Source organism: Granulibacter bethesdensis, from assembly GCF_001889545.1.
GTDB lineage: Bacteria > Pseudomonadota > Alphaproteobacteria > Acetobacterales > Acetobacteraceae > Granulibacter > Granulibacter bethesdensis_B.
In genome coordinates this window covers 842501-863487 of record NZ_CP018194.1, presented here as the reverse complement: position 1 = coordinate 863487, position 20987 = coordinate 842501, and the positions used below count along the sequence as shown (strand labels likewise).

The 20987-nt window shown below is 55.6% G+C and carries 9 protein-coding genes, 2 tRNA genes and 2 rRNA genes (1 of these 13 cut by a window edge); 5 read left to right on the top strand and 8 right to left on the bottom strand.

Translation table 11 applies throughout. The annotated features are described in order from the left end of the window. The first annotated feature begins 21 nt into the window (after positions 1 to 21). Positions 22 to 1845 carry an ABC-F family ATP-binding cassette domain-containing protein gene (locus tag GbCGDNIH8_RS03850; RefSeq protein ID WP_072572152.1) on the top strand — a complete coding sequence of 608 codons (1824 nt, stop codon included), beginning with the start codon at positions 22 to 24 and terminating at the stop codon, positions 1843 to 1845. Positions 1846 to 1852: 7 nt separating this feature from the next. Here GbCGDNIH8_RS03850 and GbCGDNIH8_RS03845 read toward each other — a convergent pair whose 3' ends face one another. Further along, positions 1853 to 5713, bottom strand: coding sequence for a glycosyltransferase (locus GbCGDNIH8_RS03845; RefSeq protein ID WP_072572151.1), 3861 nt, complete (start codon positions 5711 to 5713; stop codon positions 1853 to 1855). Positions 5714 to 6125: 412 nt separating this feature from the next. Here GbCGDNIH8_RS03845 and GbCGDNIH8_RS03840 point away from each other — a divergent pair, with 412 nt between their 5' ends. The 3 genes from GbCGDNIH8_RS03840 (at position 6126) to GbCGDNIH8_RS03830 (ending at position 12172) form a co-directional block, all read left to right on the top strand. Next, on the top strand, positions 6126 to 9761 hold the full coding sequence (locus GbCGDNIH8_RS03840; RefSeq protein WP_072572150.1) for a glycosyltransferase: 3636 nt from the start codon (positions 6126 to 6128) through the stop codon (positions 9759 to 9761). Between the two features lie 4 nt (positions 9762 to 9765). Next, positions 9766 to 10875, top strand: a complete 1110-nt coding sequence (locus GbCGDNIH8_RS03835; RefSeq protein WP_072572149.1) for an acyltransferase family protein — start codon at positions 9766 to 9768, stop codon at positions 10873 to 10875. Positions 10876 to 10969: 94 nt separating this feature from the next. Next, entirely contained in the window at positions 10970 to 12172 is a 1203-nt protein-coding gene (locus GbCGDNIH8_RS03830; RefSeq protein WP_157692542.1) for a hypothetical protein, read from the top strand. Positions 12173 to 12238: 66 nt separating this feature from the next. Here the strand turns inward: GbCGDNIH8_RS03830 and GbCGDNIH8_RS03825 are convergent, their stop codons facing one another. Then, positions 12239 to 13594 carry a calcium-binding protein gene (locus GbCGDNIH8_RS03825; RefSeq protein ID WP_072572147.1) on the bottom strand — a complete coding sequence of 452 codons (1356 nt, stop codon included), beginning with the start codon at positions 13592 to 13594 and terminating at the stop codon, positions 12239 to 12241. Positions 13595 to 14029: 435 nt separating this feature from the next. Here GbCGDNIH8_RS03825 and GbCGDNIH8_RS03820 point away from each other — a divergent pair, with 435 nt between their 5' ends. After that, complete coding sequence (locus GbCGDNIH8_RS03820; protein WP_072572146.1) at positions 14030 to 15121, top strand: branched-chain amino acid aminotransferase; 1092 nt, start codon at positions 14030 to 14032, stop codon at positions 15119 to 15121. A 36-nt stretch (positions 15122 to 15157) separates the two neighbouring features. On the opposite strand, the gene GbCGDNIH8_RS03815 is transcribed toward GbCGDNIH8_RS03820, so the two are convergent. The 6 genes from GbCGDNIH8_RS03815 to GbCGDNIH8_RS03790 all read right to left on the bottom strand — a co-directional run. Further along, positions 15158 to 16594, bottom strand: coding sequence for an ATP-binding protein (locus tag GbCGDNIH8_RS03815; RefSeq protein WP_081368819.1), 1437 nt, complete (start codon positions 16592 to 16594; stop codon positions 15158 to 15160). Positions 16595 to 16619: 25 nt separating this feature from the next. Continuing rightward, positions 16620 to 17339: a response regulator gene (locus GbCGDNIH8_RS03810; RefSeq protein ID WP_072572145.1), complete on the bottom strand. Its 720-nt coding sequence runs from the start codon at positions 17337 to 17339 to the stop codon at positions 16620 to 16622. A 154-nt stretch (positions 17340 to 17493) separates the two neighbouring features. Next, positions 17494 to 17570: transfer RNA gene (locus GbCGDNIH8_RS03805), tRNA-Met, on the bottom strand. Between the two features lie 28 nt (positions 17571 to 17598). Further along, positions 17599 to 17713 (bottom strand): 5S ribosomal RNA (gene rrf / locus GbCGDNIH8_RS03800). A gap of 102 nt (positions 17714 to 17815) precedes the next feature. Beyond that, positions 17816 to 20553, bottom strand: a 23S ribosomal RNA gene (locus GbCGDNIH8_RS03795). A gap of 370 nt (positions 20554 to 20923) precedes the next feature. After that, positions 20924 to 20987 (bottom strand) — tRNA-Ala (locus tag GbCGDNIH8_RS03790); it runs 12 nt beyond the window's last position.

Below are 20987 nucleotides of genomic sequence, written 5' to 3'. Positions count from 1 at the left end.
ACAGGGCGTAAAAGCGGGGCCATGGCCCCTCCCCTTCTTCTTCTGAGTGATATTCATCTGTCTCTGGGCAGCGCACCGCTGCTGACCGGGGCGGAACTCAATGTTTCTGCCGGCGACCGGTTGTGTCTGGTCGGGCGCAACGGCTCTGGCAAATCCACATTTCTGAAGGTCGCCGCCGGATTGCTGAAGCCGGATAGCGGAACCTGTTTCGTTCAGCCGGGCACGACTGTGCGCTATCTGCCGCAGGAACCCGACCTGAGCGGCCATGCTACGCTGCTGGATTATGTGACAGCCGGGCAAGGCCCTTCCGACGATCCGTATCGCGCCGCCTATCTGCTGGAGCAGCTGGGGCTGGATGGTGAGCGCGCGCCCGTCAACCTCTCCGGTGGGGAGGTACGCCGAGCCGCGTTGGCACGGGCGCTTGCCCCTGATCCCGACATTCTGCTGCTGGATGAGCCGACCAACCATCTTGATCTCCCCGCTATCGAATGGCTGGAAGCCGAGCTGAAATCCATGCGGGGTGCATTGGTATTGATCAGCCATGACCGGAAGCTGCTCACCGATCTCTCCCGTTCCATCGTCTGGATTGATGGCGGCATCACCCGCCGGCTGGATCAGGGCTTTTCCCATTTCGAGGAATGGCGTGATCAGGTGCTGGAGCAGGAAGAGCGCGATCACCACAAGCTCGGCCGCAAGATCGCCATGGAAGAAGACTGGCTTCGCTACGGTGTAACGGCCCGGCGCAAACGAAACCAGAAACGGCTGGGTGATCTGCACTCCCTGCGAGCGCGGTTCAGGGAGACCAGGCCTGGTCACTCCGCCCTCAAGATGAACGCCGCGGATGCTCAGCTTTCGGGGAAGATCGTGATCGATGCCGAGACAATCTCCAAAAGCTTCTCCGGCAAGCCTGTCATCGACCATCTGACCCTGCGCGTGCTGCGTGGGGACCGAATCGGCATCGTCGGGCGCAACGGGGCCGGCAAAACCACTCTCCTTTCCCTGCTGACCGGTACGCTCGAACCCGATACCGGCACGATCAAGCTGGGCACCAATCTGGTGGTCGAAACGCTCGACCAGCGCCGCGCCAGTCTGGATGATAGCCGCACCCTCGCCGATACGCTCACGGAAGGGCGCGGCGATCAGGTCATCGTCAACGGTCAAAACCGCCATGTCATCGGCTATATGAAGGATTTCCTGTTCAAACCGGAACAGGCCCGCACACCGGTCGGGGTGCTGTCAGGCGGAGAACGCGGGCGGCTCATGCTGGCCAGGGCGCTGGCAAAGCCCTGCAATTTGCTGGTGCTGGATGAACCCACCAACGATCTCGACCTGGAAACGCTGGAACTGCTGCAGGAGATCATCGCCGATCATCCCGGCACCGTCATCATCGTCAGCCATGACCGTGATTTTCTGGATCGTACCGTCGGCAGCGTCGTGGTCGCCGAAGGCAACGGCGTCTGGACAGAATATGCCGGTGGCTACAGCGATATGGTGGCGCAGCGCGGTCAGGGCGTTGGCGATGCCCCTATATCCGGCACGACCGGAAAACCGGCTGCTCCCCGCACCAAACCAGCGCAGGCTGCCGCCAGAGCGCCGTCACCAAAGGGCAGGCTATCCTATAAAGATCAGCATGCCTTCGATACGCTGCCCGCCAAAATTGCCGCGCTGGAGGAGGAGATCGCCCGGCTGCGAGGCAGGCTGGAGGATGCTGATCTGTTCCGGAAAGACCCGGCCACCTTCTCGAAAACATCTGAAGCACTGGCCACCGCCGAGGCAGCGCTGGCTGAGACGGAAGAGCGCTGGCTGAACATTGCCCTGCTCAAGGAACAGCTTGAGCAGGGCTGAGCCTCGCTTATTTGTAGCGATGCCAGGGCTTACGGATCCGGGGCGGATAAGACAGCGTGAACTCCGTCTGTAATGACAGATTGGGGTTGTAGGCGGGATCCTGCCCCAGCACATGCTCCCACTGCCGCAGCATATAGAGATACTCCCGATGCGCACGCTCGGCGTTGGATTGCTGTGTGTCCTCGCCACGGCTGATGGATTCCAGATGATCCAGCACCGCATAAGGGGTCCACAGGATACGCCAGCCAGCCTGTTTCACACGCAGGCAGAAATCTACGTCATTGTAGGAAACAGGCAGGTTCTTCTCATCCAGCCCGCCCACAGTTTCGAACACATCGCGCCTGATGAGCATGCAGGCCGCCGTTACGCAGGACATATCCTGCACACGGACAAGCCGGCGATCATAGCCTTCGGCATCGGGGGGGCTTTGCCGGAAGACATGGGATGCCACACCGCCATGCAGGCCAGTGATCACGCCAGCATGCTGCACCGTGCCATTGCCATAGAGCAGCTTGGCCCCCACCACACCGACATTCGGTCGCAGCAGTTGTGACACCATCTCCCGCAGCCAGCCCGGCTCCCTCACCACGATGTCGTTATTGACCAGAGCGATTATCTCGCCTTTCGTCAGCCTGGCTGCCTTGTTGTTGAGGGCTGAATAATTGAAGGGGCCATCATCACGCAGAACCGAGACGCGATCATCATCGCTCTGAAGATCTTTCAGAACACGGGCCGTCGCAGGCTCAACACTGCCGTTATCGACGATGATCACCTCGATCGCAGGATAGTCCGTCCTGTAAAGCAGCCCTTCGACGCATTGTCGCACCAGTGCCGCCTGATCCTTGGTAGGAATAATGATACTCACCAGTGGCGGCTGAGCGGGCAGCGGATAGACAATACGCGGCCCATGCGGTGCGTCGACAATGTGTGCACCATCCGGGCATTGCGCCTGCAGGGTTTCGAGCCATTCCACCCGGTCAGGTGTCGCCCGAACCCTTCTCTGGATGGCGATATAGGCTATGTGGCGCACATCCGCCGGTTCAGAACCAGCCACAGCCTGTGTCCACACACGATGCCGCCACAGTGCCCCCGTCAGCAAATCGCCATCAGGAAGAAGATCACTTCTGATGGCCACCAGACCATCCAGCGCGCAGGGATCACGCAGGCTTTCCTCGGACCATTCCGGATAGAAATGCGGTTGAACCTCTGCCCCGGCAATCTCATCATCCGTGTAGAGCATGACGGCGCCCGGCGCCTGATCCGCTTCAGCCGCCAGCAGATACAGGGCGTGGGAGCGTAACTGGTCCCCCGGCTCCAGCAGCACCGTGTAAAAACGCCGCCTTATTTTTCCGGTGGGCAGCAATGACGAGAATCGACTGTCTTCCTGTGCCAGCGCCTGCCACCAGTCAGGGAGTGGAGAAGCTCCGGATGCTGGCAACAGCGTCATCGTCCAGCGTTGATATGACTGCTCCTGCAGTGACGTAACGCAAGCCCGCAGCGCAGCCTCATCACCATCCCAGCGTATACGCACATCGAAGGTCGGGCGCTCCACCAACTTGTCCATATGCCGATGGATGGCCGCAATATCCTTGTCATCCAGCGTATCGTAAAACTGGCTCCAGAGGCTGAAGTTACGCTTCCCGGCGCGTTTCAGAATCTCAAGCCACACCCGCTGGATCGTTTTCGACAGGCCATGACGCGCCGCATACTGCCTGGCCCCCCTTACAAGCCTCAGAACACGATGCACCTGATAACGGGCGACTGCCATTCGGCTTGGCGCTTGCCTGCCATCCGCAGCCACCGTGCTGACCAGTGCAGAGGAAGCCGTCACAGGCCATGCATCCGGCACATGCCGCTGGGCATGGCTCTCTATGGCAGTGGACATGATCTCCGCCACCCGGTTTCTGAAGAAATCCGGGCTGTATTCCTGCTCAACACGCTTCATTGCGGCCTGACGAAGCCGCTCCCACAGAGCCTGATCCCGATACAGACGAGCGCAGGCTTCTGCAAATTCCTCCGCATTATCGGCAACCAGCAACTCTGTCTCATGCGTCCAGCCGAGCTGGCGGGCCAGAAGGCCTGTGGCCACCACAGGAACCCCGCGTGCCGCTGCTTCACAGACTTTTAAGGGAATACCGGCCGCATAGCGGGTGGGCGCAATAAAAACCCTGGCCGTCTCGTACAGCGCGTCCAGATCCTCGACTCTGCCCAATATGACAATATGGGGCCCCTGAAGCGCCTTGGCACGGCGTGCGCCTGCCCTGCCAGCCACCTGCAGGGTCCAGCTCTCCGGCATCGCTCTGACCAATAACGGCATGACATCGCTGGCAAACCACAACAGGCTGTCCAGATTTGGGGATGGATCGTCATCAAGCGCACCGACGAACAGATAACCCGATCTCTGATTGAAGCCGTTCCTGGTAGGGGCCGGTGCCTGTGCATGGCCCAGCACATGGACATCTGCACAGCCTCCCTGCGCGAACAGAATTTTTTCATGCGGAGAGACGGTGACAATACGGTCCGCCAGACGGGCCATGCTCATTTCCGCCTCCAGCATCTCCTTTCGTCTGGCGGCACTGGGAGGATTACCTTCCAGCATCATCTGGAGGATGCTGCGCTGCGCGAAAACTGCCTCCGCATCATAAATCAGGCGGGCAGACGGGCGGGCGGAAATATGGTCCAGAAACAGCCGCATATTATGCGGGCGGCTGACGAAAATCGTGTCGTAATAGCCATCCCTTGCATCAATCAGACGGTGCAGCCCATCCACCCCTTCATTCAGGACAACCTCCACCTCCCTTGGAAACAGAGTGTAGATCTCGTCCCAGGAATCGTTGGGGGTCAGAAGCGGATAATAGGTAACCGACCAGCCCTCCGCGACCAGAGCCAGAGTCAGTTCTGCCGCACGGGGATAACCTGCGCCGAGGGACGGAAACGGAACCCGATCGTCAATAACCAGCACACGGCCCTTTCCACTGTTCCGCGCGCGGGCAAACAGGGGATCAGTTCCGGGCGCATGATGCTCGCGCTTCAATGTCTCCTTATGGCGGGTTCTGAAACGTTCGTAGTTCGTTGCCTGCAATGCCAGTGCCGAGGCGGAAGAGGTCGCACTGGCAAACTCAAAGTGATCAATCGCGGCATCAGGCTCATAGACGATTCTGTATCCGGCTGCCCGCAACCGCATGCAGAAATCAGTTTCCTCGTAATAAGCAGGTACAAAGGCCGTATCCAGCCTGCCCAGCGCCTCGAACGCCTTTCTCCGCACCAGCAGGAAAGCACCGGAGCAATAATCCACGTCCCGCCTGAACTGGAACTCCGCCTCCAGAGGGCTCCGCCCCCTTCCATAGCCAAGGCAGGTGCCATCGCTCCAGATAATGCTGCCGGCCTCCTGCAAGGTACCATCCGGCAGAATGATGGGCCCGCCAACCGCACCGATATCCGGCGCGGCGTTCAGCGCATTCCATGCCGCCTGCAACGTGCCCGGCCGCAGCATGGCATCATTGTTGAGCAACAGCAGCCCCGGGCCCGCCGCATGGTCCGCGGCCAGATTGACCCCGCGCAGGAAATGGAGGTTATCCTTGTTCCTGAGGATCACCGCCCCATCAATACGGTCCAGCAGACGCGATGTCTCATCAGACGACGCATTATCTGCAATGACGACTCGCACCTGTAGAGGGGCAGCGTACTGCATGATCGAACGCAGGCATCGGTAGGTCAGGGGGGCCTGGTTATAAAGCACCAGCAAAATCGAGATGTCCGGAGTCTCGCCGCCATAGAAAATCAGACGCTCATCCGAATCCAGAAAACTTTCCAGTTCCTGCCGCGCCTGTTCGCGGAAAGTGTCTTTGTCGATCCGAAGAATGGGCACATCAGGCCCTGTCGACGATGGAGAGGGCGATTTGCCCAGTAGCCTGCTGACTGAACGCTTTAAATCCCTTGATATTTTTCTGTGCAGTCGCCCCCAATCCGGCCTGCTATCCTGCTGACGGGCCAGCCCTGATATCCGGGCCATATCCAGTTGGGCCGTCAGGACGGCCACCTGCCCCCTTAACTCAGCCTCTGAAAGCCTGGCCTGAGCCAGCTCTTCGCGTAAAAGGTCAAGTTCTGCTTCAGTCGATCGCTGGCCAGACAAAATGTAAAAGCCCTTAATGTTTATATCCGCCAACAAACAGGATGGTCAGAGGAACTGCACTTGCACATGATCGCATGTCACGGCAGGAATATACAGGTTTGCAGGCCTGGATATTTAATAACAAAGCATCTTTAAGAGGAGAAAACGGTTGGGAGAAATCTTCCGCCAGGAACGAGCCAGCGATGGTCTCGAATTTACCGGTGAGCGCTTTACCTCAACCGTATCTGGCCGCATCGAGATTGAACATTTGCACCGCTATTATCTGGCCCGGCATTTCTGCCGTGGGTTGGATGTGCTCGATATTGCCTCTGGCGAAGGATATGGGGCGGCTATTCTGGCTCAGGTGGCACGCTCCGTCACCGGGGTAGACATCGCTCAGGATGCAATTGCCCATGCTCGTTTGCACTACCATCGCCCCAACCTCACTTTCGTAGAAGGCAGCGGAACTGCCATTCCATTACCTGACCATTCAGTTGATAGAATAGTTTCTTTTGAAACCATAGAGCATTTATACGACCATCAATCTTTTATGGCCGAACTGCGCAGGGTGCTCCGCCCGGGCGGTCTGTTGATTATGTCCAGCCCCGAACGCGATATTTATTCCCCCCCTGACCAAGGCTCCAATCCGCACCATGTACACGAACTGACGCGGCTTGAATTTCACTCCCTGCTGTTATCGAACTTCAGCCATGTCCGCTCCATGGGACAACGCGCCTTCATTGGCAGCGCGATTGCAGCCGAACAGATTCCGGCTTTGCCGGGGCTGGCCATGCCCGCCAGTTCGCTGCCGCTGGTGATCGAGCATCGTGGCGACATGCATGCTGAAGCATCCAACGGCCTGCCGCGGGCGACCTACCTGCTGGCCATTGCTTCGGATGCGCCGCTCCCCGAAACGCCCGAAAGTCTTTTTATCCATACCAGCGATCTGGACAGGAAAATCTATGCCCAGCTTGACGAGTTGAAGGCGCTCAAGGAACATCGGGAAGCAGAGGTCGCGAATATTCAGGCCGGCTTCGCCAAAGATCATCAGATTATTGCCGAACAGTATCGGCGTCTGAAATGGGTTGAACAGGAACGGGGCACCACACGGGCTGCCCTGATCAATACCCGGCAGACACTTGCCGTGGTGGAGCATGAGCTTCGTCAGACCTGGAATGCCCTGCAGAATGCCGGCCAGCAATCCGAGAATATCCGTCAGCAGTTGGATAACGCCCACCACCAGATTGCCCATGCTCATCTACAGCTTGCCGATGCCGTCAACCATACACAGGCATTGCAGCGCGAACGGGATCTGCATCTGGAGGAAGCCGGCCTGCTGCGGATGCGCCTGGCCATCGCCCAGCAACAGCCTCAGCGCTCGTTATTCTCAACTGTTGTGCAAAAAATCGTACCTTCCTCATTAGCGGTCCGATATCGCAACAGAAAACGGATCAAACGTGCCTATCGCATCATCAAGGATAGTCCTCTGTTCGATGCGCGCTGGTATCTGGATACGTATCAGGATCTGGATAGCAGTAAAATTGATCCGGTTATCCATTATATTCTGTACGGAACCCAGGAAGAACGGGATCCCGGACCAGATTTCTCTACCACATTCTATATCCGGCGGTATCCGGATTCGATCAGTGCCGGTTTGACGGCGCTGGAGCATTATGAGCTGCATGGCAGAAGCGAACAGCGCCAGATCGCGCCCTCCTCTCATGCCGAAGCGCCGGTCACAGAGCCGGAACCAGTCCTCACGGACTACGACACAGACGCAGACAGCCCCCCCGAAGCGGACGAAGTCATTCAGCCGCCAGTCTTGACTGCAGACGACAAACGTAAGCCCTACGTTCTGTGTATCTCCGGTGAGCCACATACGGCGGGGCATTTCTATCGCGTCGTTTACTTTGCCGAAGCTATTCGTGCTGCGGGCGGCAGGGCTACCATTTGCACCATTCCCGAAGCCAGAGACGGCCACGAAATGGCCGAAGCTGATATTATCTATATCTGGCGTAGCCAATGGACGCCTGATACGGAAATTATTTTCCATCGTGCCAATGGTCGCAAGCTGCCGATCGTATTCGACTGTGACGATCTGATGTTTGAGCCTGCTTTTGCGGAAAAGACCATTATCGACGGAATCCGCTCACAGAATTACGCTGAAAAAGACGTCAAGCGGCTTTTCTCCCGCGTGCAGCAGATGATGCGCATTGCCGATTTCTGCACCGCACCCACCCTGCCAATGGCCGCCAGAATGCACCGTCGCCAGAAGGCCACCTTCCTGATCCCGAATGGCTTTGTGGAATCGACGTGGAGCACATCCCGCAATGCCGTTCGTACGCGTCATATACACGGGCGGACGCCGATGGTCCGCATCGGCTATGCAGGGGGAAGCCGCACTCACCAGAAAGATTTTGCCCAGATTGCCCCCATCGTTGCGGCAGCCCTGAAGGCTGATCCGGATCGCCGTCTGGTTCTGTTCCGGCGAGGTCCGTGGCCTGCCATGGATATTGAGGAATTCCCCGATCTGCATGCCATGGAGCATCAGATTGAATGGCGCGAGCTGGTGCCGCTTGAAAACCTCCCCACAGAAATAGCGCGCTTCGACATCAATCTGGCCCCCTTGGAAGTCGGAAATGTTTTTTGTGAGGCCAAAAGCGAGCTGAAGTATTTCGAAGCGGCTCTTGTCGGGGTGCCAACCATTGCCTCCCCGACTGTTCCATATCGTGACGCCATCCGTCATGGAGTCACCGGTATGCTGGCAGACAGCCCACAGGAATGGGCTGATGCGCTGGATCATCTGCTCAACAATCCCGAAGCGCGTCGGGATATGGCCCGGGCGGCATATCATGATGTGCTCTGGCGCTATGGCCCTGATGGGCGCACCGAACTTGTCGCGGGCTGGCTTGACCAGATGCTGCGTCCAGGCCGTGCGGCAGCATGGGCCTTTGAGCGCGAAATAAAACATCGGCAGGCATCGCCGCATCCGCTTCCTGAAATTCCTGAAACAGAAACTGTCTTCTTCCATGACAGCCTGCGGGATGCGGAAATGACGGTTATCATTCCCGTCTACAATTACCGTCAGTACGTACTGGAAGCACTCGAATCTGTGCGCGACCAGACGGTCGAGCAGTTGCATCTGGTTGTCATTGATGACTGTTCAACCGATGATTCTCTTGAAGTCGTGCGTTACTGGATGGAAACCAATGCCGCCCGGTTCGGTCGGGCAGTGCTCCTGAAAAACAGGACGAATCAAGGCCTGAGCCTGACGCGCAATGCCGGCTTTAACGCAGCGGAAACGCTGTTCGTGCTGCCATTGGATGCCGACAACAAGCTGATGCCGGAAGCCGCGGTACGACTTTATGAGGCTATCAAGGATACGGATGCAGCCTATGTCTATCCATCCCTGCAGGAATTCGATGATAGTGACGGGATCTTCAGTACGCGGGATTATAATCCCGCCATCTTCCGACCCGGCAATTTCATTGATGCAACAGCCCTGATCAGGCTGTCCGCATGGGCCCATATCGGTGGCTATAAGCGCATGCCACTGGGCTGGGAAGATTATGATCTATGGTGCCGGATGGCTGAATATGGCTGGTATGGGAAGCATCTGGATAAAATTCTTGGGTTTTATCGGGTGCATGGCGAATCCATGCTTCGTACGACGACGAACAAAAGCCGGAATCAGGAAGATCTGATCAACGACATGCGTACGCGCCATCCTTGGATTCTGGACGGTATTTCTGCTGACAGTGATGAACCGGGTGGGCTGATTTTGCCATTGCCGGCTGAACCATAAGAGAATGTCCCAAGTATCGGCTACCTCCGCATATGGTCATGCGGGAGGCTATCATACACGCTGTGCAGGTCTGGATATTTTCCGGGCCTGCGCCATTTTATGCGTCCTGTTCATCCATTACCTGAGTACATTTTCTCACTGGTTCGGCATACCGGTAAAGAACTGGTTGTTTAATTTCGGCCTTCTGGGGGTCGACCTTTTTTTTGCCCTCAGTGGTTTTCTTGTGGGCGGGCTGATACTCGACATCATTGACAAAGGCCCGAGTATCGCCAATTGGCGCATTTTTTTATTGCGACGCTGGATGCGGACACTTCCGCTGTACTATGCAGTAATGCTGGTGCTGGCGGTCATTTATCCGCCGACCGATCATCCAGTGAGGACGCTGCTGCAATATGCGACATTCACCCAGAATCTCCTGACGCCGCTGCCATCCCAGAACTGGTATGCCGTCACATGGTCTCTGGCGATCGAAGAGTGGTTTTATGTTATCTTTGGCAGCATTGCCATTTTAGGAAGTCTTCTGATCCGTAAAGGCTGGGCGGTTGGTCTTGCCCTTTGTATGATGATCATCGCCCCTCATTTGGCGCGCTGGTTTTTTCTGACGCCTGAGTTATTTGCTCAGGCATCCGGCACCATTGTCATTCATCGCCTGGATGGCATCGCGTTGGGTGTTTTGCTTGCTGTCCTGTCCCGGCATAACAGTCTGCTCTTCAGATACCCTAATCTGTTTTTTCTGATGGGGCTGGGGCTGATCATTCATCTGCTCCTGTTTCCAACGCCTCTGCCAGGCCGCTATTTTCGGACCTATATCCTGACTTTGTATCAGATCGGTGCCTGCCTATGCCTTCCCGCCATGCTTCAGATCCGCCATCTGCCCGGCCTGCTGGGTAAGCCTGTCAAAGCACTCAGCAATCAGGCTTACGGGCTATATCTTTTCCATCTTCCCATTCTGGAACTTGTTAATATCTGGGTTCTGGAGGACAAAATCGGTCGCTGGACCGGCACAATCATCATCATGACCCTGCCTCTTGTTTTATCATGGGCTTCTTTCCGATATTTCGAGATGCCTTTGCTGTCATTGAGACCAAAACAAAGATTTGCAAATGCCCCCTGAGCATACGGACCAGCATTCCTCCTCCGATTTCCTTTCTCCCATTCTGTGGAAACACCAACAGTTTTATTGGCTTGTATTTTCCGCCTGCTGTTTGGTGACGCTGGCTGTCCGTTATCCGCTTGGTCTGCATCATGCCACTTTGTGGGCTGAAGATGGCATCTGGTATCAGAACGCTTACCAGTACGGATGGTCGAGCTTATTGCTGCCTCATGTAGGCTATCTGCAAACCGCGTCACGGATTGGGGCCTTGCTGGCTCAACCCCTGCCACTGGGAAATGTGCCGTTTTTCTTTGCCGTGATTGCTCTGCTGATACAGGCAGCCCCCGCAATATATGTAGCCTCATCCCGTTTTGCGCCGCTTGTGCCTGACTGGCGAATTCGCTTTCTGCTGGGCGGCTTCCTGATCACGATGCCTTACGGGTTTGAGGAATTCGTCATTCTCACAAACACCCAATGGCATCTTGCACTGCTGAGCTTTCTGATCGTCATCGCCCCCCCCACCGTGACGACCAGCGGAGGCCTTGTGGAATCCTGCTGTCTGGCCATTGCAGGATTGAGCGGCCCCTTTTCAATCCTGCTGACACCATTTGCCGCTTATGAGCGGTGGCAAAGAAAAGACACAGCGGCGCGAAGGCGTCTCATCATCATAGGGGCATCCGCACTGATCCAGTTCGGGTTCCTGATGGTGTTTCACCATACGCGCACGCTCCCCGCACCACTCGGGGCTTCCATTTCCGGTTTTTTCAAAATTGTCTCGGTGCAGATTTTTATTGGTGGGCTTGCCGGTTTTCACGGGGCTGTATGGATATCCAGACAGGCATGGTGGGCAGATAGCTCTCTGCTACCCTTTATCGTGACAGTCTCTGGCCTGTTTTTGCTTGCAATCGCGGCCAAGGCAGGGAGTCCCACTTTCAGAAAGCTTCTGGCATTTGCCATTCTCATGCTGACAGTGGCGATAATATCCCCTCTGGCGGCAAAGGTGGAACCGCAGTGGCAGGCACTGGCCCGGCCGGGGATAGGAGGCAGATATTATATGATGCCGATTCTGGCCTGGTTTGCGGCTCTTCTTGTGGTTGCCTTGCAAGCCAGACAGCGGTTGATCCGTCTGGTTGGCATGCTGCTGCTCAGTACAAGCCTGATCGGTATTGTCCTGGATTGGCGTTATCCAGATATGCTGATCGTTTCTCCCGCGGGTTTTTCCGACAGTGTTGCCCGTTTTCAAAATGCGGCGCCGGGTAAGGTGATCTCCTTTCCGATAAGACCGCCCGGATGGAATATGTGGCTTCAGAAAAAATAGCTTGGCCCATTGATAAAAAAAAGCCGCCAGATTTCTCTGGCGGCTTTTTTTCAGCATCTTCAAAAATCAGGTCGTCGCGATCTGATTCTGGTTCAGCTGATTAACCCCGACCAGCGTGATTGTGGTCGAGTCAGACAAGGTAATCTGCAGGCTGGATGCCCCGCCGACAACGGTGGACTGAGCAGCATTGAGAACATCCTGAGCGGTCTGACCGTATCCGAGGATGGCCAGGTCAGAGTTCGCTTCGAACCCATAGATGCTGAGGTTTCCACCAGCCTGACCATTGACCACGGCAAAGACATCCTGGCCACCACCGCCAAAGATCGTGGAAGTACCAGCACCACCAAAGAAGGTGTCGTTCCCGGAACCGCCGAAGATCGACTGACGCCCTGTTCCGCCTACAAACAGATTATCTCCGGAAGAGAAAGCGCTGGACAGGGTTACATTACCAGCGCCTGCAAAGAAGGTATTGCTGGCGCTGGATCCGATAACGTCAATTTCACCGCCTGTACCGCTATAGTAAACGCCGCTGACAGAGCTACCGAAGACATGTTGCGTGCCGCCACCATTGGTGAGCGAGAACGAACCACTGCCCTGCATATAGAGACCATTACCACTGCCACTAAACAGCGTTTCCGAACCGGAACCACCAAACAGGGTGGGGCTACCTGTATCATTGACGAAAGTAAGGTTACCGGACCCACCCTGGTAAAAACCACCGCTGCTTTCGGCAAATACCGTATCAGAGCCAGCACCGCCCATATACGTATCAATACCGTCAGAATGGCTGGTGAAGCTGAGGGAGGAACCACTTTGTCCACCCCAGATTTCAGAACCATTACCATAGGTTGCAACGGTCGCAGCTCCAGTGCCGCCTACAAAAGTGTCCGTTCCCAGAGAGGAAACCTGCATGGAAGAACCGTTGCCGAAAACCAGACTTCCAGGAGTACCGGAAGTACTGGCCGCGCCATCAGTCATGACAGACCATGCACCCGTTGTTCCACCAGCGATTGTATTATCGCCCAGAGCCCCCACAACCGTGCCAGACCCTTGTGCAAGCTGCAGAAAGTTACCTGCTTGCCCAAAGAAGATAAGCTGATTGTCGAGAGTATTCTGATTGAAATAAACTGTATTGGAGACACTTCCGCTTGCTAATGGTGCAAGGACTGAGACCTCGTATCCTTGCGGGATACTGACGCTTGCATTGGAGCCTGGCTCAAAGATAGCCACACTATACGGCATATTTGTCGAAGATAGCGGATTAATAGAAGTATTCGGCGCATTGGCTGAATAATTCTGCGGCAGAACGCTATCCAGAAGCTGCTTCGAAAGCAACCCAAGGTTGGAATAATAATTAATCGTGAAGTTTGTATTATAGGCGTCGGTACCACTGGCACCTGGAACAGTGACAACGCTGGACATGGAATAAACCTCCGCTTCCCAACGTTCTGTTAGACGATCAAATAGATTTCTTTCAAGCAATTTCCCTGTTTTTATAAATAAATATTCAATCAAATATAATTTATATACTTATTATTTATTTTAAAAACTATAAATCAACCTTTAGTTGTGTTTATTATTATTTTGATTGAAACATTTATTATGATTTTCAATCAACGATAAAAACCGATGATTTCATTTTTGTCTTGCTTTTCCACTCATCATGCTTGAGTGCCCCGCCAATGCTGCACGGCAGCATGGCGGCTATCTCTGAACATTTAAGCTGTGCATCACGGCACCATCGCCTTACATATGGGGCAGATCGCTTGGTCGTTGTACTGAGAGGTTTCTTGATCGGTGGCGGCTATACCTGCCTACCGTGCTGATTCGGCCCTACTGCCCAGGAGTCTCCGGCTAATGTCTTTTCCGGTCACACGAACGACATCTCCGAAACAGCGTCCTCATGATGATGATTTACGCTTCGGTCGGACGTTCTCGGACCACATGTTCATTATGAACTATGATGAGGGGCAAGGTTGGCACGACCCGCGTATTGTACCGTACGCTCCGTTCACCTTCGATCCGGCCTGCTGTGTCCTGCACTATGCCCAATCCGTTTTCGATGGGCTGAAGGCCTTCCGGGGCGCAGATGGCGCCATTCGTATTTTCAGGCCCTCCCGCCATGCCGAGCGCCTGAACCAGTCCTGTGAAAAGCTGTGTATCCCCCAGCTGGACCCGGCCCTGATTGAAGAGTCAATCGCGGCGCTGGTGCAGGTGGATCAGGTTTGGGTTCCCGGCAAGCCCGGAACCTCTCTCTACATTCGCCCGACCGTCATTGCATCAGAAACGTTCCTGGGGGTGCATCCCTCTCATAGCTATATCTATTTCGTTATTCTTTCCCCTGTCGGCGCATATTATGCGGAGGGATTGAACCCGGTGAAAATTCTGGCCACCGATACGCATGTCCGCGCCGTCCAGGGGGGACTGGGTGCCGCCAAAACAGCCGGAAACTATGCAGCCAGCTTGCAGGCTGCCCGCGATGCCCAGGCCGAGGGGTATACGCAGGTTCTGTGGCTGGATGGCGTTCATCGTGAATATCTCGATGAAGTCGGCACAATGAACATCATGCTGCGCATCGGAAATGAAGTGATCACCCCTCCCCTCAGTTCCGGGACAATCCTGGCCGGAGTTACGCGGGATTCTGTCCTGACCCTGATGCGTGAATGGGGCATGACGGTCAATGAGCGCCCCATTTCCATCCATGAGGTCATGGCAGCGGCAGAGCGTGGCGATCTTGCCGAAATGTGGGGGACAGGCACGGCCGCTGTGATTTCTCCGATCGGAGAGCTTGGCTATCGCGGACAGAAGATCATTATCAATGGGGGAAAGATTGGTGATCTGACCCAGCGACTCTATGACACCATCATTGGTATCCAGTATGGCACCGTGGCTGACACCCATGGATGGACCCGTATCGTCGTCAAGGAGCCTGCTTCCGCAGCTGCATAAAGTTCCGTTCTGTCTCTTCTCCTCGGTCACGCCTCCTTAGGCAGGCAAGGTGACCGAGGCACAGGCTCCTCCCTCCCGGCGATTGCTGAGCACAACATCACCGCCATGGGCGCGTAGAATATTGCGGGCAATAGGCAGCCCCAGACCAAAACCACCGGTTTCCCTGTTACGACTGGCTTCCAGCCTTTGATAAGGGTCAAAAACCCTGTCCATATCCTCAGGCGGAATACCCGGTCCCTCATCTTCAATATCCAACCTGACCATTCCATTCACAGGCAGGCTGATCCGTATGGTCGCGCTGCCCCCATAGGCGAGCGCATTATTTAGCAGATTCGTAATCGCACGCTTCAGTGGCAACGTTCTTCCACGCACAGGCAAATGGTCTGGCCCTGCATAATGAAGCCGCTCGGTATATTCCGGACGCGCATCGGCAGCTTCATCAAGGATCGTCTTTGCCAGTTCCGGTAAATCAAGCAGCACCATCGGCTCCTGCATATCGGCATCTCGCCCGAATGCCAGAGTGGCACTGACCATTTCTTCAAGCTCATCCAGATCGGCGATAATGCGGCGGCGCAGTTCCTCATCATCAATAAATTCCGCCCGTAATTTAAGACGCGTGATTGGCGTCCGCAGATCATGACCGATGGCGGACAGAATGAAAGTCCGGTCCTGCACGAAACGACGGAGACGGGCTGCCATAACATTAAAGATCTGCGCCGCCTGAACAATTTCACGAGGCCCCTTTTCCTCCAGCGGTGGTGCATTCACATCCCGCCCCAATGCCTCCGCAGCATGAGACAGGGTACGCACAGGGGCAATCAGACGACGAGTTGCCCAGATGCTCAGACATGCAGCGGTTAACGTCATCAGGATAAAAGCTGCCAGAAATGTTGGTGAATGCCATGGCTCAACAGGTGGGAGAGGAATGTGCAGCGTCAGCCAATTTTTCCCCGTTTCTCCAACCAAAGAATGCCAGGAAAGAGACCTCCCTGCAGGCTCACCGGATAGATGATCATGCATCTTACTATCTGTTTCATGGGTACCCGGCGGCATCTCCAGACTAACCAGCAGCATCCGCCTGGCCCTGTCCAACCTGACAATGACACTGACCGGATGCATATCCTGCATTGGCGGCCCGAAACTTATCCCAGCCCGCAGCAACTGCATCCAGGTCTGTGGAACGGGCTGGGAATCACCCAGAGGAGGCGCTTCGCTCAGAGCCAGACGATAACCTGGCGGCAGATCCATACGCCTGATCAACTCCGGGCGCTCTTCCGGAGGAACCGACATAACGCTGCGATAAATCAGCGATATGCGACTTCCTGCATACCTTGCCTGAGCCAGTTGCTGAAGATCAATGCGATCCAAAGCATGAATGGCCAACCCCGCTAACTGAACAATGACCAGAACACTGGTCAAAACCAGCGCCGTGCGATTTGCGAGGCTACGTGGCCATAATCGGAACCTCATCATGACTGAAGCTCCGCGATGGGGGCCATCAAATCACTTCAACTGTAGCAGCCAGCACGTATCCACCACCCCGAACCGTCTTGATCAGTTGCGACTGGCGACCATCATCTTCCAGCTTACGGCGCAGGCGGCTGATTGCCACATCAATGGCCCGATCAAACGGGCCAGCCTGACGCCCCCGCAACAGATCAAGCAGCATATCACGGGTCAAAACACGATTGGGACGATCCACCAGCGCGCTCAGCAAATCATACTCTCCTCCGGTCAACGGAACTTCCGCCCCTTCCGGATTGATCAGGCGCCTGCGGGCTGGCTCCAATATCCATCCGGCAAAACGCCTGCTCTTCTGATTGGCTGTCTCAACGGTTCTCAATTCCCCTTCCGTCCGCCTGAGAACTGCACGGATACGGGCAAGCAATTCCCGGGGATTAAAAGGTTTGGCCACATAATCATCAGCCCCGATCTCAAGGCCAACAATGCGATCCGTCTCTTCACCCATAGCTGTCAGCATAACGATTGGAACCACAGATTGGGATCTGACCCAGCGAGCCAGATCAAGACCACCTTCCCCTGGCAACATCAGGTCAAGAACAAGCAACTGAAAATGCCCGTTGACCCAGGCCCGACGCGCCTCGCGGCTATCGCGGACTGCGGTCACGCGAAAACGGTTCTTCTCCAGAAATCTGGCCAGGAGCTCCCTGATTTCCCGGTCATCGTCAACGATCAGAATATGCGGCACTATTTCCATGCCACGACTGTAATCATCTTGTTTTAGGATGGGGAGTAGTCGTTGCAATACGTCACATTTCAGCGCGTATATGCGCTGCGTGGTGGCTTCTTATATTGAATCATGGTTGACGCAAAAAAGCCGCCTGATTGAGGCGGCTTTATACATTGGTATATGGTTGCGGGGGCAGGATTTGAACCTGCGGCCTTCAGGTTATGAGCCTGACGAGCTACCGGGCTGCTCCACCCCGCGGTGGTAATAGCAAAAGGTGGGTTGGAAGACCTGGCGGCGACCTACTCTCCCGCATCTTGAGATGCAGTACCATGGGCGCTGGGGCATTTCACGTCCGAGTTCGGGATGGGATCGGGTGTAGTTTCCCCGCCATAGCCACCAGGTCGTCCAACCCACCTTTTGGGGTGTGTTGTGATGGGATGTTCTGGTGTTTTTTTTATGATGTGCTGTGTGTCATGTGTGGATGACTTCTGTGCATGATGGAAGTTCTTGAGCCTATCGGGCTATTAGGACCAGTTAGCTGAGTGCGTTACCGCACGTATACACCTGGCCTATCGACGTGATGGTCTTTCACGGCCCTCAGGGAGACCTGGTTTTGAGGTGGGTTTCCCGCTTAGATGCTTTCAGCGGTTATCCCGTCCGCACATAGCTACCCGGCTGTGCCGCTGGCGCGACAACCGGTGCACCAGAGGTGCGTCCATCCCGGTCCTCTCGTACTAGGGACAGATCCTCTCAAGTCTCCAACACCCACGGCAGATAGGGACCGAACTGTCTCACGACGTTCTAAACCCAGCTCACGTACCACTTTAATCGGCGAACAGCCGAACCCTTGGGACCTGCTCCAGCCCCAGGATGTGATGAGCCGACATCGAGGTGCCAAACCTCCCCGTCGATGTGGACTCTTGGGGGAGATCAGCCTGTTATCCCTAGAGTACCTTTTATCCGTTGAGCGATGGCCCTTCCACGCGGGACCACCGGATCACTATGGCCGACTTTCGTCTCTGCTCGAACTGTCGCTCTCGCAGTCAGGCGGGCTTATGCCATTGCACTCAACAGCCGATGTCCGACCGGCTTGAGCCCACCATCGCGCGCCTCCGTTACCATTTGGGAGGCGACCGCCCCAGTCAAACTGCCCGCCATGCAGGGTCCCGGACCGGGCTTACCGGTCTCGGTTAGACACCAGAAAAACGCAGGGTGGTATTTCAAGGTTGGCTCCACACAAGCTAGCGCCCATGCTTCAAAGCCTCCCACCTATCCTACACAGCATTTTCCTGGTGCCACTGCAAAGCTGCAGTAAAGGTTCATAGGGTCTTTCCGTCTGACCGCGGGTACCCCGCATCTTCACGGGGAATTCAATTTCGCTGAGCCGATGCCGGAGACAGTGGGGAAGTCGTTACGCCATTCGTGCAGGTCGGAACTTACCCGACAAGGAATTTCGCTACCTTAGGACCGTTATAGTTACGGCCGCCGTTTACCGGGGCTTCAATTCGGTGCTTGCACACCTCCTCTTAACCTTCCGGCACCGGGCAGGCGTCAGACCCTATACGTCGTCTCTCGACTTCGCAGAGCCCTGTGTTTTTACTAAACAGTCGCTACCCCCTGGTCTGTGCCACCCACACCCGGTTGCCCGGACATGGGTCTTGCTTATCCCGAAGTTACGCAAGCAATTTGCCTAGTTCCTTCGACATCGTTCTCTCAAGCGCCTTGGTATGCTCTACCAGTCCACCTGTGTCGGTTTCGGGTACGGTCTATTCGCTGGAGCTATTTCCTGGAACGATCCGGCTGCAGGGGCAATCCAGTAAGTCCCCACAACGCTTCACATTCGTCACTTCCAGCAGGCTCAGGAATATTCACCTGATTCCCATCGACTACGGCTTTCGCCCTCGCCTTAGGGGCCGGCTCACCCTGCGTGGATTAACCTTGCGCAGGAACCCTTGGACTTTCGGCGACAGTGTTTCTCGCACTGTTTGTCGCTACTCATGTCAGCATTCGCACTTCCGATACCTCCAGGAGGGGTCACCCCATCTCCCTTCACAGGCCTACGGAACGCTCCGCTACCGCGTAGATCACTCTACACCCGCAGCTTCGGTGTGTGGCTTGAGCCCCGTTACATTTTCGGCGCAGGATTTCTATTAGACCAGTGAGCTATTACGCTTTCTTTAAAGGATGGCTGCTTCTAAGCCAACCTCCTGGTTGTTTTGGAATTCCCACATCCTTTCCCACTTAGCCACAACTTGGGGACCTTAGCTGGCGGTCTGGGCTGTTTCCCTCTCGTCCACGGACCTTAGCACCCATGGACTGTCTGCCGCGCTATACTTCCCGGTATTCGGAGTTTGGTTAGGTTTGGTAAGCCTTTGGAGCCCCCTAGCCCATCCAGTGCTCTACCCCCGGGGGTAAACACGCGACGATCTACCTCAATAGATTTCGCGGAGAACCAGCTATCTCCGAGTTTGATTGGCCTTTCACCCCTAGCCACAGCTCATCCCCGACTTTTTCAACAGGCGTGGGTTCGGCCCTCCAGTGCGTGTTACCGCACCTTCAGCCTGGCCATGGCTAGATCACTCGGTTTCGGGTCTTCTACCTGCAACTTGACGCCCTATTCAGACTCGCTTTCGCTGCGCCTACACCTATCGGCTTAAGCTTGCTGCAAACAGAAACTCGCTGACCCATTATACAAAAGGTACGCCGTCACCGCAGATGCGGCTCCGACTGCTTGTAGGCATTCGGTTTCAGGTCTATTTCACTCCCCTCGTCGGGGTGCTTTTCACCTTTCCCTCACGGTACTTGTTCACTATCGGTCACTAGGGAGTATTTAGGCTTGGAGGGTGGTCCCCCCATGTTCAGACAGGATTTCACGTGTCCCGCCTTACTCATGTCCCTAATATCGCTATCGCATACGGGGCTATCACCCTTTGTCGCCGGACTTTCCAGACCGTTCCGCTACACAATACTAAGGCACTGGCCTCTTCCGCTTTCGCTCGCCACTACTGACGGAATCTCTGTTGATGTCTTTTCCTCCAGGTACTGAGATGTTTCAGTTCCCCGGGTTCGCCTCACGACCCTATGTATTCAGATCGTGATCTCCTTGCGGAGGGGTTGCCCCATTCGGATATCCACGGATCAAAGCCTGCTCGCGGCTCCCCATGGCTTTTCGCAGCGTGCCACGTCCTTCATCGCCTCCTAGTGCCAAGGCATCCACCGAATGCCCTTATCGCGCTCAAGAGCTAACACAGATCGGTCAACCAATCTGTGCTCATCATGCACAGAAGACATCCACACCTCGCGGCGCAACGCTTCTGCGTGATTTTACTCAGCACATCTTAAACGCCTCTGATCATGATACCCTTTACCGTGGACGACAGGTCTCCCCGTCAATCCGGTCAGACAACCGGTAAAGGCATGCGCAGAGGCGCACCAGAACATATTCACCATAACAAAGAACAAATAGCAGAGCCTTCCAGAAGAAGGCCCATCCCGCATGACATCCAGACCCAACCGGGTCCAGACAATCACCGGAAACTTTTAACCCATGCGACGATAGGGAAGAGATCGGCAAACCGCCAACCACCACACACATCATGTGCTCCACGCAATGGTGGAGGTGATCGGGTTCGAACCGACGACCCCCTGCTTGCAAAGCAGGTGCTCTCCCAGCTG